General features: G+C 64.2%; 15 protein-coding genes. 7 read left to right on the top strand and 8 right to left on the bottom strand.

What is annotated here, in order from left to right:
* The coding region (gene hexR, locus DK261_RS30850; RefSeq protein WP_110177525.1) for a transcriptional regulator HexR at positions 1-821 on the bottom strand (821 nt) is incomplete at its 3' end.
* 247 nt (positions 822-1,068) lie between these two features.
* Positions 1,069-3,933, bottom strand: coding sequence for a bifunctional diguanylate cyclase/phosphodiesterase (locus tag DK261_RS30845; RefSeq protein WP_110177319.1), 2,865 nt, complete (start codon positions 3,931-3,933; stop codon positions 1,069-1,071).
* A 246-nt stretch (positions 3,934-4,179) separates the two neighbouring features.
* Between DK261_RS30845 and uvrD the strand changes: the two genes are divergently transcribed.
* The 4 genes from uvrD (at position 4,180) to DK261_RS30825 (ending at position 8,622) form a co-directional block, all read left to right on the top strand.
* Positions 4,180-6,363 carry a DNA helicase II gene (uvrD, locus tag DK261_RS30840; protein WP_009041397.1) on the top strand — a complete coding sequence of 728 codons (2,184 nt, stop codon included), beginning with the start codon at positions 4,180-4,182 and terminating at the stop codon, positions 6,361-6,363.
* 292 nt (positions 6,364-6,655) lie between these two features.
* On the top strand, positions 6,656-7,534 hold the full coding sequence (locus DK261_RS30835) for a Tim44 domain-containing protein (RefSeq protein WP_009051633.1): 879 nt from the start codon (positions 6,656-6,658) through the stop codon (positions 7,532-7,534).
* 138 nt (positions 7,535-7,672) lie between these two features.
* Positions 7,673-8,080, top strand: coding sequence for an SMI1/KNR4 family protein (locus DK261_RS30830; RefSeq protein ID WP_007927598.1), 408 nt, complete (start codon positions 7,673-7,675; stop codon positions 8,078-8,080).
* A gap of 56 nt (positions 8,081-8,136) precedes the next feature.
* Entirely contained in the window at positions 8,137-8,622 is a 486-nt protein-coding gene (locus tag DK261_RS30825) for a hypothetical protein (protein ID WP_110177318.1), read from the top strand.
* Here DK261_RS30825 and DK261_RS30820 read toward each other — a convergent pair.
* A complete protein-coding gene (locus DK261_RS30820; protein ID WP_096375832.1) occupies positions 8,619-10,382 on the bottom strand; it encodes a cation:proton antiporter in 1,764 nt (587 codons plus the stop codon). The two genes, DK261_RS30825 and DK261_RS30820, sit on opposite strands and share 4 nt — an antisense overlap.
* 265 nt (positions 10,383-10,647) lie before the next feature.
* Between DK261_RS30820 and DK261_RS30815 the strand changes: the two genes are divergently transcribed.
* Entirely contained in the window at positions 10,648-11,130 is a 483-nt protein-coding gene (locus DK261_RS30815; RefSeq protein ID WP_007927601.1) for an acyl-CoA thioesterase, read from the top strand.
* 62 nt (positions 11,131-11,192) lie between these two features.
* Here DK261_RS30815 and pdxY read toward each other — a convergent pair whose 3' ends face one another.
* Positions 11,193-12,065, bottom strand: a complete 873-nt coding sequence (gene pdxY / locus DK261_RS30810) for a pyridoxal kinase PdxY (protein ID WP_007927602.1) — start codon at positions 12,063-12,065, stop codon at positions 11,193-11,195.
* Between the two features lie 116 nt (positions 12,066-12,181).
* Between pdxY and DK261_RS30805 the strand changes: the two genes are divergently transcribed.
* Positions 12,182-12,577, top strand: a complete 396-nt coding sequence (locus tag DK261_RS30805) for a DUF3301 domain-containing protein (RefSeq protein ID WP_110177316.1) — start codon at positions 12,182-12,184, stop codon at positions 12,575-12,577.
* Between the two features lie 144 nt (positions 12,578-12,721).
* Here DK261_RS30805 and DK261_RS30800 read toward each other — a convergent pair whose 3' ends face one another.
* The 4 genes from DK261_RS30800 to dksA form a co-directional block, all read right to left on the bottom strand.
* Positions 12,722-13,684 (bottom strand): GTP-binding protein, encoded by a 963-nt coding sequence (locus DK261_RS30800; protein ID WP_110177314.1) that lies wholly within the window; start codon positions 13,682-13,684, stop codon positions 12,722-12,724.
* Between the two features lie 163 nt (positions 13,685-13,847).
* Complete coding sequence (locus tag DK261_RS30795; RefSeq protein ID WP_256597618.1) at positions 13,848-14,558, bottom strand: DUF1826 domain-containing protein; 711 nt, start codon at positions 14,556-14,558, stop codon at positions 13,848-13,850.
* Complete coding sequence (gene zigA, locus DK261_RS30790) at positions 14,558-15,766, bottom strand: zinc metallochaperone GTPase ZigA (RefSeq protein WP_110177312.1); 1,209 nt, start codon at positions 15,764-15,766, stop codon at positions 14,558-14,560. Before zigA ends, DK261_RS30795 begins: the two co-directional genes overlap by 1 nt.
* A 33-nt stretch (positions 15,767-15,799) precedes the next feature.
* A complete protein-coding gene (gene dksA, locus DK261_RS30785; protein WP_009051641.1) occupies positions 15,800-16,204 on the bottom strand; it encodes an RNA polymerase-binding protein DksA in 405 nt (134 codons plus the stop codon).
* Positions 16,205-16,338: 134 nt separating this feature from the next.
* On the opposite strand from dksA, the gene DK261_RS30780 reads away from it, so the two are divergent.
* A complete protein-coding gene (locus tag DK261_RS30780) occupies positions 16,339-16,719 on the top strand; it encodes a hypothetical protein (protein WP_016703991.1) in 381 nt (126 codons plus the stop codon).
* Positions 16,720-16,794 lie beyond the last annotated feature (75 nt).

The following is a 16,794-nucleotide window of genomic DNA, read 5'->3' as shown; positions in this document are numbered from 1 at the left end:
CGAAGGCTGCGCTTGACGCTCTTGAGGTGGTTGACCAGGCTCGGGCCGCGGGCCATGGCCACGCCCATCGCCAGGACGTCGATCACCACCAGGTGGGCGATACGCGAGGTCAGCGGGGTGTAGATCTCGGTGTCTTCGTGCACGTCGATCGCCAGGTTCACGGTCGACAGCTCGGCCAGCGGGGTCTGGCTCGGGCACAGGGTGATCAGCGAGGCGCCGCTTTCACGCACCAGGTTGGCGGTGATCAGCAGGTCCTTGGAACGCCCGGACTGGGAAATGCAGATCGCCACGTCGGTGGGCTTGAGGGTCACCGCCGACATTGCCTGCATATGCGGGTCGGAATAGGCCGCCGCGGTCAGCAGCAGGCGGAAGAACTTGTGCTGGGCATCCGCCGCCACCGCGCCGGAAGCGCCGAAGCCGTAGAACTCCACGCGCTGGGCCTGGGACATGAGGGTCACCGCCCGCTGCAACTCCACCGGATCGAGCTTCTCGCGAACCTCCATCAGGGTGTGCAGGGTGGTGTCGAAGATCTTCAGGCTGTAGTCGGCGACCGAGTCGTCTTCATGAATCGCGAACTGGCCGAAGCTCGCCCCGGCGGCCAGGCTCTGGGCCAGCTTGAGCTTCAGGTCCTGGAAACCCGAGCAGCCGATGGCCCGGCAGAAGCGCACAATGGTCGGCTCGCTGATACCCACGCTGTGGGCCAGGTCGGCCATGGAACTGTGCATCACAGCCGCAGGGTCGAGCAGCACATGATCGGCGACCTTGAGCTCCGACTTGCGCAAGAGATGGCGTGATTGGGCGATGTGCTGCAACAGATTCAAAGGGCTGGACTCGTTGTTATGGGGCAGACGCCCAAGGATGTAGCAATTTTGTAGTTATACTACATGAATTCGCTTTTTGCCTGCTCAATGCGTAACTGAATCACCTTTGCACCCCACTGTTTCAGCCTCGCGTGCTCTTTGTAGCTGCTGGCGCAGCCCGCGCTCACACTGGGCTGTATCGCCACCGCTGCTTCGGTGAAAGCCGAATCTCGGATATTCCTGAAAACCTCTTGCTCCCTTGCGATTGCTACAAGGTCTCGGCCCTCAATAGCGCCGCCAGGCCCTCGGCTTCCACCGGCCGGCTGATCAGGTAGCCCTGCACCTCATCGCATTTCTGCTCCTTGAGAAACGCCAGCTGTCCCGGATGTTCCACCCCTTCGGCCACCACCTTCAGCGACAGCCCGTGGGCCATGGCGATGATCGCCCGGGTGATCGCCGCGTCGGCACCGCCTTCGCTCAGGCCGCGGATGAACGCCTGGTCGATCTTCACGTAGTCCACCGGAATCCGCTTGAGGTAACTCAGCGAGGAATAACCGGTGCCGAAGTCGTCGATGGCCAGCTTCACCCCCAGGTCACGCAATTGCTGGAAGGTCGAAACGATGTGTTCGACGCTGTCGAGCAGGTGGCTTTCGGTCAGCTCCAGCTCAAGGAAATGCGGCGCCAGCCCGGTCTCTTCCAGCACGCTGCGCACCAGGCTGACCAGCTTGCCCTGGCGCAGCTGATGCACCGACAGGTTCACCGATACCCGGATCGCCGGCAGCCCCTGGCGCTGCCACTCGCAAGCTTGCCAGCAGGCCTGGCGCAACACGAATTCGCCGATCGGGCCGATCAGCCCGATCTCTTCCGCGAGGCCGATAAAGTCCCCCGGCGGCACCCGCCCCAGATCGGGATGGTCCCAGCGCACCAGGGCCTCGGCGGCATTCAGGCGGCCGGTGGCGAGGCACAGTTTCGGCTGGTAGAACACCTTCAGCTGGCGTTCCTCGACCGCCTTGCGCAGCTGGTTCTCCAATTGCAGGCGCTCCAGGGTGCTGGCTTGCAGGCTGGCGGTGTAGAACTGGAAGTTGTTGCCGCCCAGGTGCTTGGCGTGTTGCATGGCGATGTTCGCCTGGCTGATCAACGCCGGAATTTCCCGCGCGCTGTCGGGCAGCATGCTGATGCCCATGGAGGCGCTGACCACCAGCTCGTGGCCTTCCACGGTGATCGGCAAACGCAGCTTCGCCGACAGGCGGGTGGCCACCCGGGTCAGGCTCGACAGGCTGCCATAGGCGTCGAACAGCACCGCGAACTCATCGCCGGACAACCGGGCAATGGTGTCGGCTTCCGGCAGCGCATTGACCAGCCGCCGCGCCATTTTCTGCAACAGTTGGTCGGCGACGTCGTGGCCCAGGCTGTCGTTGAGCAGCTTGAAACGGTCCAGGTTGATATGCACCAGAGCCAGGCTGCGGCCGCCCTGGCGCATCCGTTGATGGGCTTCGCGCAAGCGTTCGCGGAACAGCGAACGGTTGGCCAGGCCGGTGAGTTCGTCGTAATGGGTCAGGTAGCGCATGCGCTCTTCGGATTCGCGCCGCGCCGACAGATCGGCGAAGAAGCCCACAATATGGCTGATATTTCCCCGCGTATCGCGCACCACATTCAATTGCAGCCACTGCGGGTACAGTTCGCCGTTCTTGCGCGCCTCCACCAGTTCGCCCTGCCAGCTGCCGTGCTGCTCGAGGGCCTGATGAATCACCGGGTAGTGCCGGCGTGCGTCGCGGCTGCACGGCAGATCGACCACATTGCGCCCGAGCATGTCCTCGATCTGGTAACCGGTGACCCGGCTGAACGCCTGGTTGGCCACCAGCAGCACGTAATCCGGGTCGAGGATCACGATGCCTTCGCTGGCCGCCTCGAACACCATCGCCGACAGGCGTCGCTGCTCTTCCTGCTGCTTGCTGGCGCTGATATCGCGCCGGGTGCCGACCATGCGCAGCACCCGGCCACCGGGGCCGCGCTCCACAGCGCGCCCACGGTCCTCGATCCAGACCCAGTGGCCATCGCCGTGGCGCACGCGGTATTCCACCAGGTAATCCTCGGTGCGCCCCTTCAGGTGCTCGACCAGCGCGCGCTTGAGCAGCGGCAGGTCTTCGGGGTGCAGCAGCGGCTTGAGGTGGCTGAGCATCGCCCGCACGAACTCCGGTTCCAGGCCGAACAGTTCCTTGATATGGCTGTGATGGACCTCGTCGGTCTGCAGGTTCCAGTCCCACAGCCCCAGCTGGCTGGCCTTCAGGGCCAGGGCCAGGCGCGCCTCGCTCTTGCTCAGGGCCTGGTTGGCCGCGTCCAGTTCGAGGCTGCGCTGGGCCACCCGGCTTTCCAGGCCGACCTGGGCTTCGCGCAGTTCTTCTTCGGCGCGGCGGCGCTGCTCGACTTCCCGCAGCAGCTCACTGTTGAGCTGCTCGCTGCGGCTCTGCGCCTGTTGCAGATGTTCGATCAGGGCCTGGTTCTGGAAACGCCGCAGCAAGCCCATCTGGATCAGGCGGTTGACCTGCCAGGCCACCACGCTCAGTGACACCAGCAGGATCAAGCCCAGCCAGCCCCAGCCACGCTGCTGTTCGTCGCCGCCCCAGAACAGGTAGCCGATCGCCGGTAGCAAACAGGGCAAGGTAAAGGACAGGAAGGCCGGCAGGCTGACCGCATAGGCCACGCTGGCCGAGAGGATCGCCGCGCCGATCAGGCCGAAGACCCAGGCCTGTTGCAGGAAATTGTCGGTGGGCATCAGGGCGATGCCGGCGCAGGCCAGGGTCAGGCCGCTGACGGCTGAGCCGAGCAGGAACATGCGGCGCCAGACCGGTTGCGCCTGGCGACTGGGAATCGCCGAGTCGAACGCCGCCACCTGGATCACCCGCAGGGCGACCAGGGCCAGCAGCCAGACCATCCACACGCTGACCAGCCAATAACGCTCGGGGCTCCACAGCAGCCAGGCGCAGACCAGGCCGTTGAGCAGCATGAACAGAGTGGGCAACAGGGAGCCCTGATAAAGCAGGCGCGTGCGCTCTACCGCCATCTCCATGGCGTATTGCTTGCGAACAACCCGAGGCTCCACGAAGGGTCCGGACGGGCCAGTGCTGAGTGTCATAGGCAGTGTTCTTATAATGATTGAGCCCGAAACGTCGCCGGAGCATACACAAGCAACCGCCCGGACCAAACTGCCTGGAATCATAAAATCGGCAAATCGGCTCGAGCGCCGATCCCGCTGAAATTCCTCCGGCCAAGCCCGGCCAACGGCTGCAGCCCGTGACCGACCGGTCGTCCCCAGCGTTCTTTTATCGGCTAAACCAAAGCTTGGTTTGCCCGGTGTGCGCCAGCCCCCTAGAATGCCCCGATGCGCGATGATCTCTCCCTTCTGCTGAACTCCCTCAACGATGCCCAACGCCAGGCCGTAGCTGCCTCCTTGGGTCGTCAGTTGGTCCTGGCCGGTGCTGGCTCCGGTAAAACCCGAGTGCTGGTGCACCGTATCGCCTGGTTGATCCAGGTCGAGAACGCCTCGCCCCACTCGATCCTGTCGGTGACCTTCACCAACAAGGCCGCTGCCGAGATGCGCCAGCGCATCGAGCAGTTGATGGGGATCAACCCGGCCGGCATGTGGGTCGGTACCTTCCACGGCCTGGCGCACCGCCTGCTGCGGGCGCACTGGCAAGAGGCCGGCCTGAGCCAGACCTTCCAGATCCTCGACAGCGACGACCAGCAACGCCTGGTCAAGCGGGTGATCCGCGACCTCGGCCTGGACGAGCAGCGCTGGCCGGCCCGGCAGGCCCAGTGGTTCATCAATGGGCAGAAGGACGAAGGCCTGCGTCCGCAACACATTCAAGCCAGCGGCGACCTGTTCCTGGCCACCATGCGCGGCATCTACGAAGCCTACGAGGCCGCCTGCCAGCGCGCCGGGGTCATCGACTTCTCCGAGCTGCTGCTGCGCGCCCTGGACCTGTGGCGCGACCACCCGGGCCTGCTGGCGCACTACCAGAAGCGTTTCCGCCACGTGCTGGTGGACGAGTTCCAGGACACCAACGCCGTGCAGTACGCCTGGTTGCGCCTGCTGGCCAAGGGCGGCGACAGCCTGATGGTGGTGGGCGACGACGACCAGTCGATCTATGGCTGGCGCGGGGCGAAGATCGAGAACATCCACCAGTATTCCGAAGACTTCCCGGACACCGAAGTGATCCGCCTGGAGCAGAACTACCGCTCCACCGCCGGTATCCTCAAGGCCGCCAACGCCCTGATCGCCAATAACACCGGGCGCCTGGGCAAGGAACTGTGGACCGACGGCGGCGAAGGCGAAGCGATCAACCTGTACGCCGCCTTCAACGAACACGATGAAGCGCGCTACGTGGTGGAAACCATCGAAAGCGCCCTGAAGACCGGCCTGGCCCGCAGCGATATCGCCATCCTCTATCGCTCCAACGCCCAGTCGCGGGTGCTGGAAGAAGCGCTGCTGCGCGAGCGCATTCCGTATCGCATCTACGGCGGCCAGCGCTTCTTCGAACGCGCCGAAATCAAGAACGCCATGGCCTACATGCGCCTGCTCGAAGGTCGCGGCAACGACGCGGCCCTGGAGCGGGTGATCAACGTGCCGACCCGCGGCATTGGCGAAAAGACCGTCGAAGCGATTCGCGAACATGCGCGCCACAGCCATGTGTCGATGTGGGAAGCGATGCGCCAGCTGGTGGCCAATAAAGGTGTGACCGGACGCGCCGCCGGTGCCCTGGGCGCCTTCATGGAACTGATCGAGCACCTGGCGACCGTGACCGCCGAGATGCCGTTGCACCTGATGACCCAGACCGTCATCGAGCAGTCCGGCCTTATCGCCTACCACGAAGCGGAAAAAGGCGAGAAAGGCCAGGCCCGGGTAGAAAACCTTGAGGAACTGGTCAGCGCCGCGCGCAACTTCGAGCACACCGAAGAAGACCAGGAACTGACGCCGCTGGCGGCCTTCCTTGGCCACGCTTCGCTGGAAGCCGGCGACACCCAGGCCGACGAGCACGAAGACAGCATCCAGCTGATGACCCTGCACAGCGCCAAGGGCCTGGAATTCCCTTACGTGTTCCTGGTGGGCATGGAAGAAGGCCTGTTCCCGCACAAGATGAGCCTGGAAGAACCCGGCCGCCTTGAAGAAGAACGCCGCCTGGCCTACGTCGGCATCACCCGGGCGATGCAGAACCTGGTGATGACCTACGCCGAAACCCGACGCCTGTACGGCAGCGAGACCTACAACAAGGTGTCGCGTTTCGTACGGGAAGTTCCGAAGGGGCTGATCCAGGAAGTGCGCCTGTCCAACAGCGTCAGCCGTCCGTTCGGCGGTGGCCAGTCGCAGAGCACCAGCAGCCTGTTCGGTGGCAGCGAGATCCCGGACACCGGCCTCAGCCTCGGCCAGGCGGTACGCCACTCGGTATTCGGCGACGGCGTGATCCTCAACTTCGAAGGCGCCGGCGCCCAGGCCCGGGTCCAGGTGAACTTCAGCGAAGGCAGCAAGTGGCTGATGCTCGGCTACGCCAAGCTCGAAGCCATCTGAAGCCTCGACTCCGACTTCGCCATGCAAGGGCGATGCTTCTGAACGAGAAGCGACCCGCGACATGGGGCGCAATCGGCCCGACCGGCGCCGGCAGTGAGACTGCTGGCGCCGGGATGTTTTGCCACTGAACCATCGCATCCGCCCAACGGACAAACCTGTACAGGGCCCACTTGCCTCGACCGAAGCTGAACCGCGGCTGTCAGGCAAAAGCCCGAAACACTCTGCCGCTAGCCAGTGACACTTCACCTGTGCAACATGGCGCGCGTGCCATCCACAAATGGGAATTCCCTTTATGAAACGTTTTCTTAGCATCGCCATGGCGTTGTGCATCGGCCTGACGATGAGCCTCGACGCCAACGCCAAGCGCTTTGGTGGCGGCAAAAGCGCCGGCGCTGCGCCGACCCACCAGACCAGCCAAATGGCTCCGTCCTCTTCCGGTATGGGTCCTGCCGCTGCGACCGCAGGGGCTGCCGGTGCCGCGGGTGCTGCCGCCAAAGCCGGCGGTGCTTCGCGCTGGCTCGGCCCATTGGCCGGTATCGCCGCAGGCGGCCTGCTGGCCTCCATGTTCATGGGCGACGGCTTCCAGGGCATGCAGATCTTCGACATCCTGATCATGGCGGTCATCGCCTTCCTGGTCTTCCGCTTCATCGCCGCCCGTCGTCGCAAGCAGCAGGAGCAGTACGCTCCAGCCGGCCACGCGCCGATGCAGCGTGAAGCCTTCGAGCCAAAACCGGCCTCCGGTTCGATCTTCGGCGGTTCGGCTGCACCTGCCGCCGCGGCCCGTCCGGTGATCAACGCCCCGGCCTGGTTCAACGAAGAGCGTTTCGTCGAAGCCGCGCGCAACCACTTCCAGTCCCTGCAGCAACACTGGGACGCCAACGAAATGGACAAGATCGCCGAGTTCGTGACCCCGCAGATGCTGCAGTTCCTGAAGCAGGAACGTGCCGATCTGGGCGACGGCTTCCAGTCGACCTACATCGACAACCTCAATGTGCAGCTTGAAGGCGTCGACGACCGCGCCGACAAGACCATCGCGACCCTGACCTTCACCGGCGTGTCGAAGAGCTCGCGTTTCGACCAGGGCGAAGTGTTCAGCGAAAGCTGGAACATGGAGCGCGCCCAGGGCGAAAACCAGCCTTGGCTGGTTGCAGGTATCCGCCAGAACGGCTGATCCTCTCCAGTGTCACATCGCTAATCGCAAAACCCCGGCCCAGGTCGGGGTTTTGCATTTCACGATTGCACTTATAGCGAGCTACTGTATAAACCGCCGTCTATTAAACCGCGCCATAGAGCTAAGAGGACCCAGGCCGTGGAAGAAGTCATCGAGCAACTCCGTGAAGCAAACGAACCGGTACCCGTTCCCCTGGAACTGCCGGATGAAGACCTGCTGGTGGAAATCGAAGAACAGCTGTTCATCAATATCCCCTTCGTCTTCAAAGAGTTCCTGTTGACCGTGAGCGATGTCGTCTACGGCAGCCTGGAGCCGGTCACCGTGACCGACCCGCAATCCCACACCTACCTGCCGGAAGTGGCCGCCACCGCCTGGGACATGGGCGTGCCGCGCGAGCTGATCCCAATCTGCCAGGACGGTGACGACTACTACTGCGTCGAGGAAGACGGCACCGTGGTGCTCTGGTCCGGCGAAGAAGAGCTGATCACCGAAGAGTCCTGGGAGTCGGTATGGCACTGGGCGCGGGACGTCTGGCTGGAAAGCTGATCGGCCTTGCGCGGTTTCGCCCCGCGGGCGCAGGTGCATGGATCGACTGCCGCCCGTTGCGTGACGTTCACAAGCGGTCGCCCCAGCGGGTCGATCGCCGCATTAGCCTCGACCAGGCCCTCGACCGCCTCAAGCAGTGTTACGGCAATCAGGATTTCGAGTTGATCGGCCATTCCGGTGGCGCGGCACTGGCCCTGTTGCTGGCCGCGCGGCGAGACGACACTACCCAGGTGCAAACCCTGGCCGGCAATCTGAGCCCTCGGCTATGGGTCAATGCGCTGGGGCTGAGCCCGTTGCACGGCTCCCTCGAGCCGCTGGACCAGGCTCCCAAGCTGGCACGGGTAGCGCAACGGCATCTGCTCGGCCAGGCCGACCGCAGCGTGCCTGCCAGCCTCTACCCCGCCTATCGACAGGCGCTGGGGACGAAAGCCTTGTGTGTGCAATCCGTCAGCCTGCCCGGGGTCACCCACGACCAGGGCTGGGCCGAAGCCTGGCGACACTGGCGCGACCAGCCCTTGAGTTGTGCATCACCCGGCAATTAGTGCCCGTTGTCTTCCTTGTGGTTATCCAGGGTATCCAGCAGCGCCACCTGCATACGAGTGTGCACACGGATGAACCAGCGCCACAGCAGCGCGGCCACCGCCGCCGTCACCACCGCGATCAGCACCAGCAACTCGGTGGTCGGCAGGATGCTCGAAGACAGCGCCGCCAGCAGCAGGAAGATCACCAGCAGCGACAGCACCGGGATCACCTCGGCGATCACCCGGCGCACGCGCTGGGTGTGACGCCCGGCCATTTCCGGCTTCACGCCCATCTCCGCCAGCAGCATCGACAGGGCCTTGAGCTTGCGATAGGCGGCGATCAGGAACGGCAGCGACAACAGCAGCGCCCCACCCCAGATCAGCGCCTTCTGCCAGCTCGGATCGCCGATCCAGTCCTGCAGGTATTCGCCGATGCGCGCGGCGAAATAACCGCCAGAGAAGAAGATCGCCACCACCAGCGCCAGGTTGACCCCGACCTGTAACAGGATCCGCCGGATCATCGACGCCAGCAGCGCCCCCTCGCCATGGGGCTGGATGCTGCGCAGCCATTCGCCGTACAGGCCCAGCACCCGGCTCAGGCGGGTCGGCAGCACGGCGGCGAGCTTCAGCGACAGCGGGTCGGCGGCGCGGATCAGGTAAGGCGTGAGCAAGGTGGTAATGGCCGATACGGCGACCGCCACCGGATAGAGAAAGTCGCTGGTGACCTGCAAAGTCATGCCCAGCGCCGCGATGATGAAGGAGAACTCGCCGATCTGCGACAGGCCCATGCCGACCCGCAGCGAGGTGCGGCCATCGTTGCCGGCGATAAAGGCGCCCAGGCCGCAGGACAGCATCTTGCCCAGCACCACCGCGACGGTGATCACCGCAATCGGCCAGGCGTATTGCAGGAGGATCTGCGGGTCGATCATCAGGCCGATGGCGACGAAGAAAATGGCGCTGAACATGTCGCGAACCGGTTCGATCAGGCGCTCGATCTTCAGCAATTGCCGCGACTCGGCCATGATCGCGCCGATCAGGAAGGCGCCGAGCACCATGCTGTACTCCAGCTTGACCACCAGCAGGCAGAAGCCGAAACACAGCCCCAGCACGGTGATCAGCAGCATCTCGTTGCTTTCGAACTTGGCGACGTAGGCCAGCAACCGTGGTACCAGCAGGATGCCGATCACCAGGGCGACGATCATGAACAGCGAGAGCTTGCCGACGGTGGAGAACACTTCTCCGGAGCTGACGGTGCCGCTGACCGCGATGCTCGAGAGCAAGGCGATGATGCCGATGCCGAGGATGTCCTCGACGATCAGCACACCGAAGATCAGCTGGGCGAAGCGCTGGTTCTTCATCTTCAGGTCGTTGAGCGCCTTGACGATGATGGTGGTCGAGGAAATCGCCAGGATCGCGCCGAGGAACAGCGAGTCCATGGTGTTCCAGTCGAACCAGCGACCGATTTCGTAGCCGATCCAGATCATCAGCACGATTTCCATGAACGCCGCGATAAAGGCCGTGGCGCCGACCTTGAACAGCTTGCGCAGGCTGAACTCCAGGCCCAGGCAGAACATCAGGAAAATCACCCCCAGCTCGGCCAGGATCTTGATCGTGTCTTCGTCGTGGATCAGGCCGAACGGCGGGGTGTGCGGGCCGATGATGAAGCCGGCGACGATATAGCCGAGGACCACCGGCTGCTTGAGCCGGTGGAAGAGAATGGTCACCACGCCTGCAACCAGCATGATCACTGCCAGGTCCTGAATAAAGCTGATGGCATGCATGGCGTGGGGCTCCTTGGGGTCGTTTTGTTGCGTGCGACGCGGCGGGGTGCGCGACCTGCCGGCCAGCGGGAAAAGCCCTTGGGACGGGCTTTTGAAGGTTAACATCGCGACTTGTGCCAGAAAGGCGGTGCAATATATGGAAACAGATAGATCGCCGCGTGACGGCGACCGCGAGCGCAGCGTCCCGTTATCGATGGTTTGAAACGCTGACCTAAGCACCCGCAGAGGTGCGCCCCGCAACCCTGCCTTAACCCGTGAGTGTGCTATGGAACCCGGAAACGCCCAGCTGTCGATGACGGTATTGATGACCCCTGACATGGCCAACTTCTCAGGCAATGTCCACGGCGGCACCCTGCTCAAGTACCTCGATGAAGTCGCCTACGCCTGCGCCAGCCGTTATGCCGGCCGCTATGTGGTGACCCTGTCGGTGGACCAGGTGATCTTCCGCGAGCCGATCCACGTCGGCGAACTGGTGACCTTCCTGGCCTCGGTCAACTACACCGGCAACACCTCGATGGAAGTCGGTATCAAGGTAGTCACCGAGAACATCCGCGAGCGCTCGGTGCGCCACACCAACAGCTGCTTCTTCACCATGGTGGCCGTGGACGACCAGCGCAAACCCGCCGCCGTACCGCCCCTGCAACCACAAACCAGCGAAGACAAGCGCCGCTTCATGCAGGCCCAGCAACGCCGGCAGATCCGCCAGGAGCTGGAAAAGCGCTATCAGGAAATCAAGGCCGACGCCTGATGGTCCAAGACAGGCTCGCCGCTACCGAGCGAGCCTGTTCGTGATAAACCCCACGCAACCCGTTACAGCTCGATCGGCACCGCCTCGAACCGCACCCGTGGATGGGTGATCCGGTCCTGGGCCCGTATCAGCTGCAGCTCGTAACTGGCGCAGGCCTGGGTTTCCAGCAGCACTTCATGCACCGCCGCGGCGGTGAACTCGAACGCCGCCACCAGGCTGTCGCCCAGCAGCACCCGGGCCAGGAACAGGCCCGAAGTCAGGTCGCCCACGCCCACCGGCTGACGCGGGAATGCCAGCAGCGGACGACGCAGGTGCCAGCTGCCTTCGGCGGTCACCAGCAGCATCTCGAAGCCGTCCGGCAGCTTGCCCGGGTAATCCAGGTGCTTGACCAGCACCGCTTTCGGCCCACGAGCCAGCAGCGCCCGGGCCATGGCCAGGCAGTCGAACAGCGACTGCGGCTTGCGCCCGGCGAAGCTGTCCAATTCCAGCTGGTTGGGGCAGAGGAAGTCCGCTACGGCCGCCGCTTCTTCCAAGAGGAAGTCGCTGACCTCCTGCGGCACGCTGCAGCCCTTTTCCGGGTGGCCCATCACCGGGTCGCACAGGTACAGGGCCTTGGGGTTGGTCGCCTTGATCCGCGCCACGCCACCGAGGATCGCCCGCCCCTGCGCCGCGCTGCCCAGGTAGCCGGACAGCACCGCATCGCAGTTGCCCAGCTCGCCGATGGCGGCAATGCCTTCCACCAGCTCCGGAATCTGGTGCGGCGACAGCACTTCGCCGGCCCACTGGCCGTATTGCGTGTGGTTGGAGAACTGCACGGTATTGAGCGGCCAGACATTCACCCCGACCCGCTGCATGGGAAACACCGCGGCGCTGTTGCCGGCATGGCCGAAGACCACATGGGACTGGATCGCAAGCAGATGAGGCGTACGTTTCATTCGGGTCATTCCGTAAAACGATTGAAATTCGAGCCGCGCAGTATGCGACTAAACGCAACCTGTACGACAGACCGAAGACGCAGTTAAGCTGGTGCGACTTCGTTGGAGCGCACCTCATGCTGACCCTTGGAAACATTTTCGTGCTGATGCTGCTGGCGACCGGCGCCGCCTGGCTATGGCACAACCACGGCCTGCGCGAGCGGGCGCTGGAGAGGGTCAAGCAGCATTGCGCGCGGCTCGATATCGAGCTACTGGACGGCAACGTGGCGTTGAAACGCATCGGTTTCGTCAGGGACGCCAGTGGCCGCCGGCGCCTGGCCCGGATCTACAACTTCGAATTCACCGTCACCGGCGAAACCCGCCATGCGGGGACCATCACCCAGTTCGGCGCCCACAGCGCGCAGATCGAGCTGGCGCCCTACCCGATTGCAACGCCGGCGCCTCCATCCGTGCCGACACGCAGCGCCGAGGTGATCGAGCTGAGCCAGTGGCGTGAAGAGCGCAGCAAGTAGCGCCAACCGCCTATGCAATCCTGTAGGAGCGAGGCTTGCCCGCGAAAAAGACGTCAACGATGACGCGGTTTACCAGGATAAATCACCGCTTCGCGGCTATCGCGAGCAAGCTTCGCTCCTACAGAAGCATCGGATTGCATTGGACTATTGGCAGCACTTGGCCAGGGATTGTTGCAGGACGGCCACGTCTTGCGGCTCGCTGAAGATCAGCTCGATCCGTGAATCGCGGCGCCATTCGCTGGCTTGCCAGTGCAACGCGGCGTTATCCAGGGCGTTGCCCGACACCCAGCCATTGGCACCCTGGATCACCAGCTTGGCCCGGCGCCAGTCGAGGCTCGCCAGCCATTGCTCGACGAGCCCGACCTCGAACACCCGGCTTGGGTGCCAGCGCCAACCGATGCTCCAGCCGCCCTCCTGGGCCTGGCTCAGGCAGATGGGTTGGGCCGGATCGGTCCAGATCGCCGGCAACTGCGCCAATCCCTTGGGTACTTCGAAGGCCTCTACAGCCGCCCCCGCCTGAACGTCCGCGCCAGGCAAACGGTCCAGCGGCAAGGCCCCGCGGGTGCTCCAGAGCACCGGACAGGCCGGCAACTGCTCGAGAATGCCCTGACGCTGCACCGCGTCGAGCCCCTCCTCCTTGTTCAGCAGCAACAGGCCAGCGCTGGGCAGCGCCTCCTGTTGGGCCCGCGGCAGCGGCTTGCCGGCCGCCAATGCCTGGGCATCGAGCACCAGCACACAAGGTTGCACGGCCAGGACCTGTTGCCAGGGCGCCTCGCGCAATTGCTGGAGCAGCTGCGCCGGGTGCCCCAGGCCGGAAGGTTCGATAAACAGACGATCGGGCCGGGCCTTGCGCAACAGGCGCCCCAGGCCCACCTGGAACGGCGCACCGTTGACACAGCACAGGCAGCCACCGGCCACCTCGCCCAGGGCGATACCGTCCTCGTCCCGGGTCAGCAGCGCCGCGTCCAGGCCGATCTGGCCGAACTCGTTGATCAGCACCGCCCAGCGCTCATGGGCCGGACGCTGCGCCAACAGGTGCTGGATCAGGCTGGTCTTGCCCGCGCCGAGGGGGCCGGCGATGACGTGGGTGGGGATGTTGTGCAGCATGGGTGGAGCGCTCGGAAAGAAGGTGATTGATCCTACGCGCTAACCCGCGACAGCGAAACGTAGCCGCTGCCGCAGGCTGCGATAAGGCGCGCAGCGCCTTTTGACGTCCTCAAGCGCACATCAGCTGCGCTGCCGATCGCCGCCTGCGGCAGCGGCTACAGGATCAGCCGAGCCAGTCCAGGGTGAGGATCAGCCGGCGTTCGCCGGGGGCCGGTTGCGGCGAGCGGTGGATCAGGCCGAAGCCCTCGTTGCCCAGCCACTTCTCGCCCTTGAACAGGGCCACCTCGCCGCTGGCGATCTGCTGGATCAGCGCGGCATCCGTGGGTTCGGCCTCGGCCTGGCCTAGCTGCCGGCGGTCCATCGCTCCCTCGCGCAGCCATTGGCTGCCAACACCGGCATAGGTGGTGATCAGCCGCACTGGCACATGGTCGACATGAAAACGCGGACACATGGCCTTATCCAGCACCCGCAGGCGCAGGCCGACGCGCTTGGCGCCCAGCAAGCAGGCAAAGGCGCTGACCAGCCAGGCGACATCGGCGATAAAGCCGTCGTATCCCTGCAGATCGCTGAAGCCGGAGGCCAGGCCGCGCAGGTTCGGCTCGGCGTCCTCAGTGTCGAGTTCCAGCGACAGCGATTCGGCCAAAGGCTCGTTCAGCGACAGCAGCAAGGCACCAAAATCGGCGATATGCGCCGGCAACCGGCGCTGCCACAGGGCCAGGTTGACCTCATCGTCCAGCACCTCGGCCAGGACGATGGGCGCCGGGCCGGAGGCCTGACGGCGTGTCGGCTTTTGCAGGATTGGCCGCAGGACTTCCGCACCGGCAATCGAACGTCGGCCGGTCGCTCTCACAGGGCTCAGGGACAGGTAAGGCATCAAGCGGCGGCCTCTTCATGCCAGGGGCCGAACGGGTCGCGCATCAGGCGCCAGCCCTCCACGCCCAGGGCCATTTCGTCATCAGTCAGCAGGCAGTCGTCGAGTTCGGCGGTGAGCCGGGCGAAGTCGATATTCTGGCCGATGAACACCAGTTCCTGGCGGCAGTCGCCGGTGGCGGCGGTCCAGTTGTGCATGATCGCCGCGGTGCTTTCCGCGTCCTGCGGCCAGTGTTGCTTGGGCACGAAACGCCACCAGCGTCCGGCGAAACCATGGCGCATCAGACCGCCAGCCTGGGACCAGCTGCCCGCCTCCTGATGCTTGCTGGCGAGCCAGAAAAAGCCCTTGGAACGCAACAGCTTGCCGTTGATCCAGGGGCGGTTGATTAAGTCGAAAAAGCGCTGCGGATGGAACGGCCGCCGCGCCCGATAGGCGCTGGAGGCGATGCCGTACTCCTCGGTTTCCGGCACGTGCTCGCCGCGCAGTTCCTGCAACCAGCCCGGAGCCTGGGCGGCCCGCTCGAAGTCGAAACGGCCGGTGTTGAGGATCTTCGCCAACGGTACTTCGCCCATCACCATGGGGATGATTTCCGCCTGGGAATTGAGGCGTTCGAGGATGGCGATCAGCTCCTGGCGCTCATCGCTGCCGATCAGGTCGATCTTGCTGATCAGGATCACGTCGGCGAACTCGATCTGCTCGATCAAAAGGTCGGTGATCGAGCGCTCGTCCTCCTCACCCAGGGTTTCGCCACGGGACGCCAGGCTTTCCGCGGCCTGGTAATCGAGCAGGAAGTTCATGCCGTCGACCACGGTGACCATGGTGTCCAACCGCGCGATGTCGGCCAGGCTCTGCCCTGCCTCGTCGCGAAAGGTGAAGGTCTCGGCCACCGGCAGCGGCTCGGAGATGCCGGTGGATTCGATCAGCAGGTAGTCGAAACGCCCGTCCCTGGCCAGCTTGCCGACCTCTTCCAGCAGGTCTTCGCGCAGGGTGCAGCAGATGCAGCCGTTGCTCATTTCGACCAGTTTTTCTTCGGCGCGGTTGAGGCTGACATCGCGCTGCACTTCGCTGCCGTCGATGTTGATTTCGCTCATGTCGTTGACGATCACCGCCACCCGCAGGTGGTCGCGGTTGCGCAGGACGTAGTTGAGCAGCGTGCTTTTGCCGGCGCCGAGAAAGCCGGACAGCACGGTAACGGGGAGACGGTCGGTCATCAGGGGGTCCTCATCAGGGGCTGGGTGGCTGGGTCAGATCGCCCGTTGATGGCGTTCGCGCAGCTCTTGGCGTTCTTTGGCTTCGATACACAGGGTGGCGGTGGGCCGCAGCAGCAGGCGCCTGAGGCCAATGGCCTCGCCGGTTTCGCGGCACCAGCCGTACTCGCCGCGGGCCAGGCGTTCGAGGGCTTCGTCGATCTTGTCCAGCAGCTTCTTTTCCCGCTCCAGCAGGCGCAGTTGCCACTGACGCTGTTCTTCGGCGCTGCCGATATCGGCGGGGTCGCTGTGGGGCTCCTGCTCGCGCAGCACCTCGAACTCACCGTCGATGCGCTCTTGCAGCTCGACGCGCTGCGCCAGCAGCAGCTCACGGAAATAGGCCTGCTGGACGTCGTTCATGTAGTCCGCCTCGGGTTGGGCGAGAAGTTGCGCTTCGGTCATCGGGCGTTCAGTCATGGTGGGTCACGGATCAGGCTTTATTTAATGTTATAGTATAACAATACAAATAAGCCAACCCTCTCTTGCCGCCCACGACGAAGGGCGGGATGCTTGAGCGTCCCTTGCCGAGAACGCCGATGCGCAATGCCCTGAAATACACGCTGCTGAGCCTGTCCCTGCTGGTCGCGAATGCCGCCAACGCGCAAGTACCCAGCGCCCTGGCCACCTGCACCCGCAGCGCCAATCTGCTGGCCTGCGTGGATGCCGAAGGCAACGCCTACAGCGTCGCGGCCGCGGGCAGCACTACCTATCTGCGAGGCTTCGAAGTGGCCGGCAAACGTTATTGGGCGCAGACCAATAGCCGCTACGGTCAACTGACTTTCTTTACCGGCCTGGCCTCCGATGGCGAAGCCTGGGTCGGCTACAGCCAGCGCGTCGGCTGGACCACCCGCAACCGTTTTTCCAGCTCCGGCGGTAGCAGCGGCAAGTTCACTTGCAGCCGGATCACTGGCTGCTAAGCAGAGTATTTTGTAGGAGCGAGCGGGCGGCGATCCGACTTGCCCGCGATGAACGCTTACGCGGTATAGCGGATA

This window comes from Pseudomonas sp. RW409 (assembly GCF_003184125.1).
GTDB lineage: Bacteria > Pseudomonadota > Gammaproteobacteria > Pseudomonadales > Pseudomonadaceae > Aquipseudomonas > Aquipseudomonas chlororaphis_I.
This window is presented reverse-complemented; position numbering and strand designations above follow the sequence as displayed.

Bases quoted from the DNA above. Each gene is read 5' to 3' on its own strand.
- DK261_RS30845 (WP_110177319.1), bottom strand. From the start codon at position 3,933: ATGACACTCAGCACTGGCCCGTCCGGACCCTTCGTGGAGCCTCGGGTT.
- uvrD (WP_009041397.1), top strand. From the start codon at position 4,180: ATGCGCGATGATCTCTCCCTTCTGCTGAACTCCCTCAACGATGCCCAA.
- DK261_RS30835 (WP_009051633.1), top strand. From the start codon at position 6,656: ATGAAACGTTTTCTTAGCATCGCCATGGCGTTGTGCATCGGCCTGACG.
- DK261_RS30820 (WP_096375832.1), bottom strand. From the start codon at position 10,382: ATGCATGCCATCAGCTTTATTCAGGACCTGGCAGTGATCATGCTGGTT.
- DK261_RS30815 (WP_007927601.1), top strand. From the start codon at position 10,648: ATGGAACCCGGAAACGCCCAGCTGTCGATGACGGTATTGATGACCCCT.
- pdxY (WP_007927602.1), bottom strand. From the start codon at position 12,065: ATGAAACGTACGCCTCATCTGCTTGCGATCCAGTCCCATGTGGTCTTC.
- DK261_RS30805 (WP_110177316.1), top strand. From the start codon at position 12,182: ATGCTGACCCTTGGAAACATTTTCGTGCTGATGCTGCTGGCGACCGGC.
- DK261_RS30800 (WP_110177314.1), bottom strand. From the start codon at position 13,684: ATGCTGCACAACATCCCCACCCACGTCATCGCCGGCCCCCTCGGCGCG.
- DK261_RS30795 (WP_256597618.1), bottom strand. From the start codon at position 14,558: ATGCCTTACCTGTCCCTGAGCCCTGTGAGAGCGACCGGCCGACGTTCG.
- zigA (WP_110177312.1), bottom strand. From the start codon at position 15,766: ATGACCGACCGTCTCCCCGTTACCGTGCTGTCCGGCTTTCTCGGCGCC.
- dksA (WP_009051641.1), bottom strand. From the start codon at position 16,204: ATGACCGAAGCGCAACTTCTCGCCCAACCCGAGGCGGACTACATGAAC.
- DK261_RS30780 (WP_016703991.1), top strand. From the start codon at position 16,339: ATGCGCAATGCCCTGAAATACACGCTGCTGAGCCTGTCCCTGCTGGTC.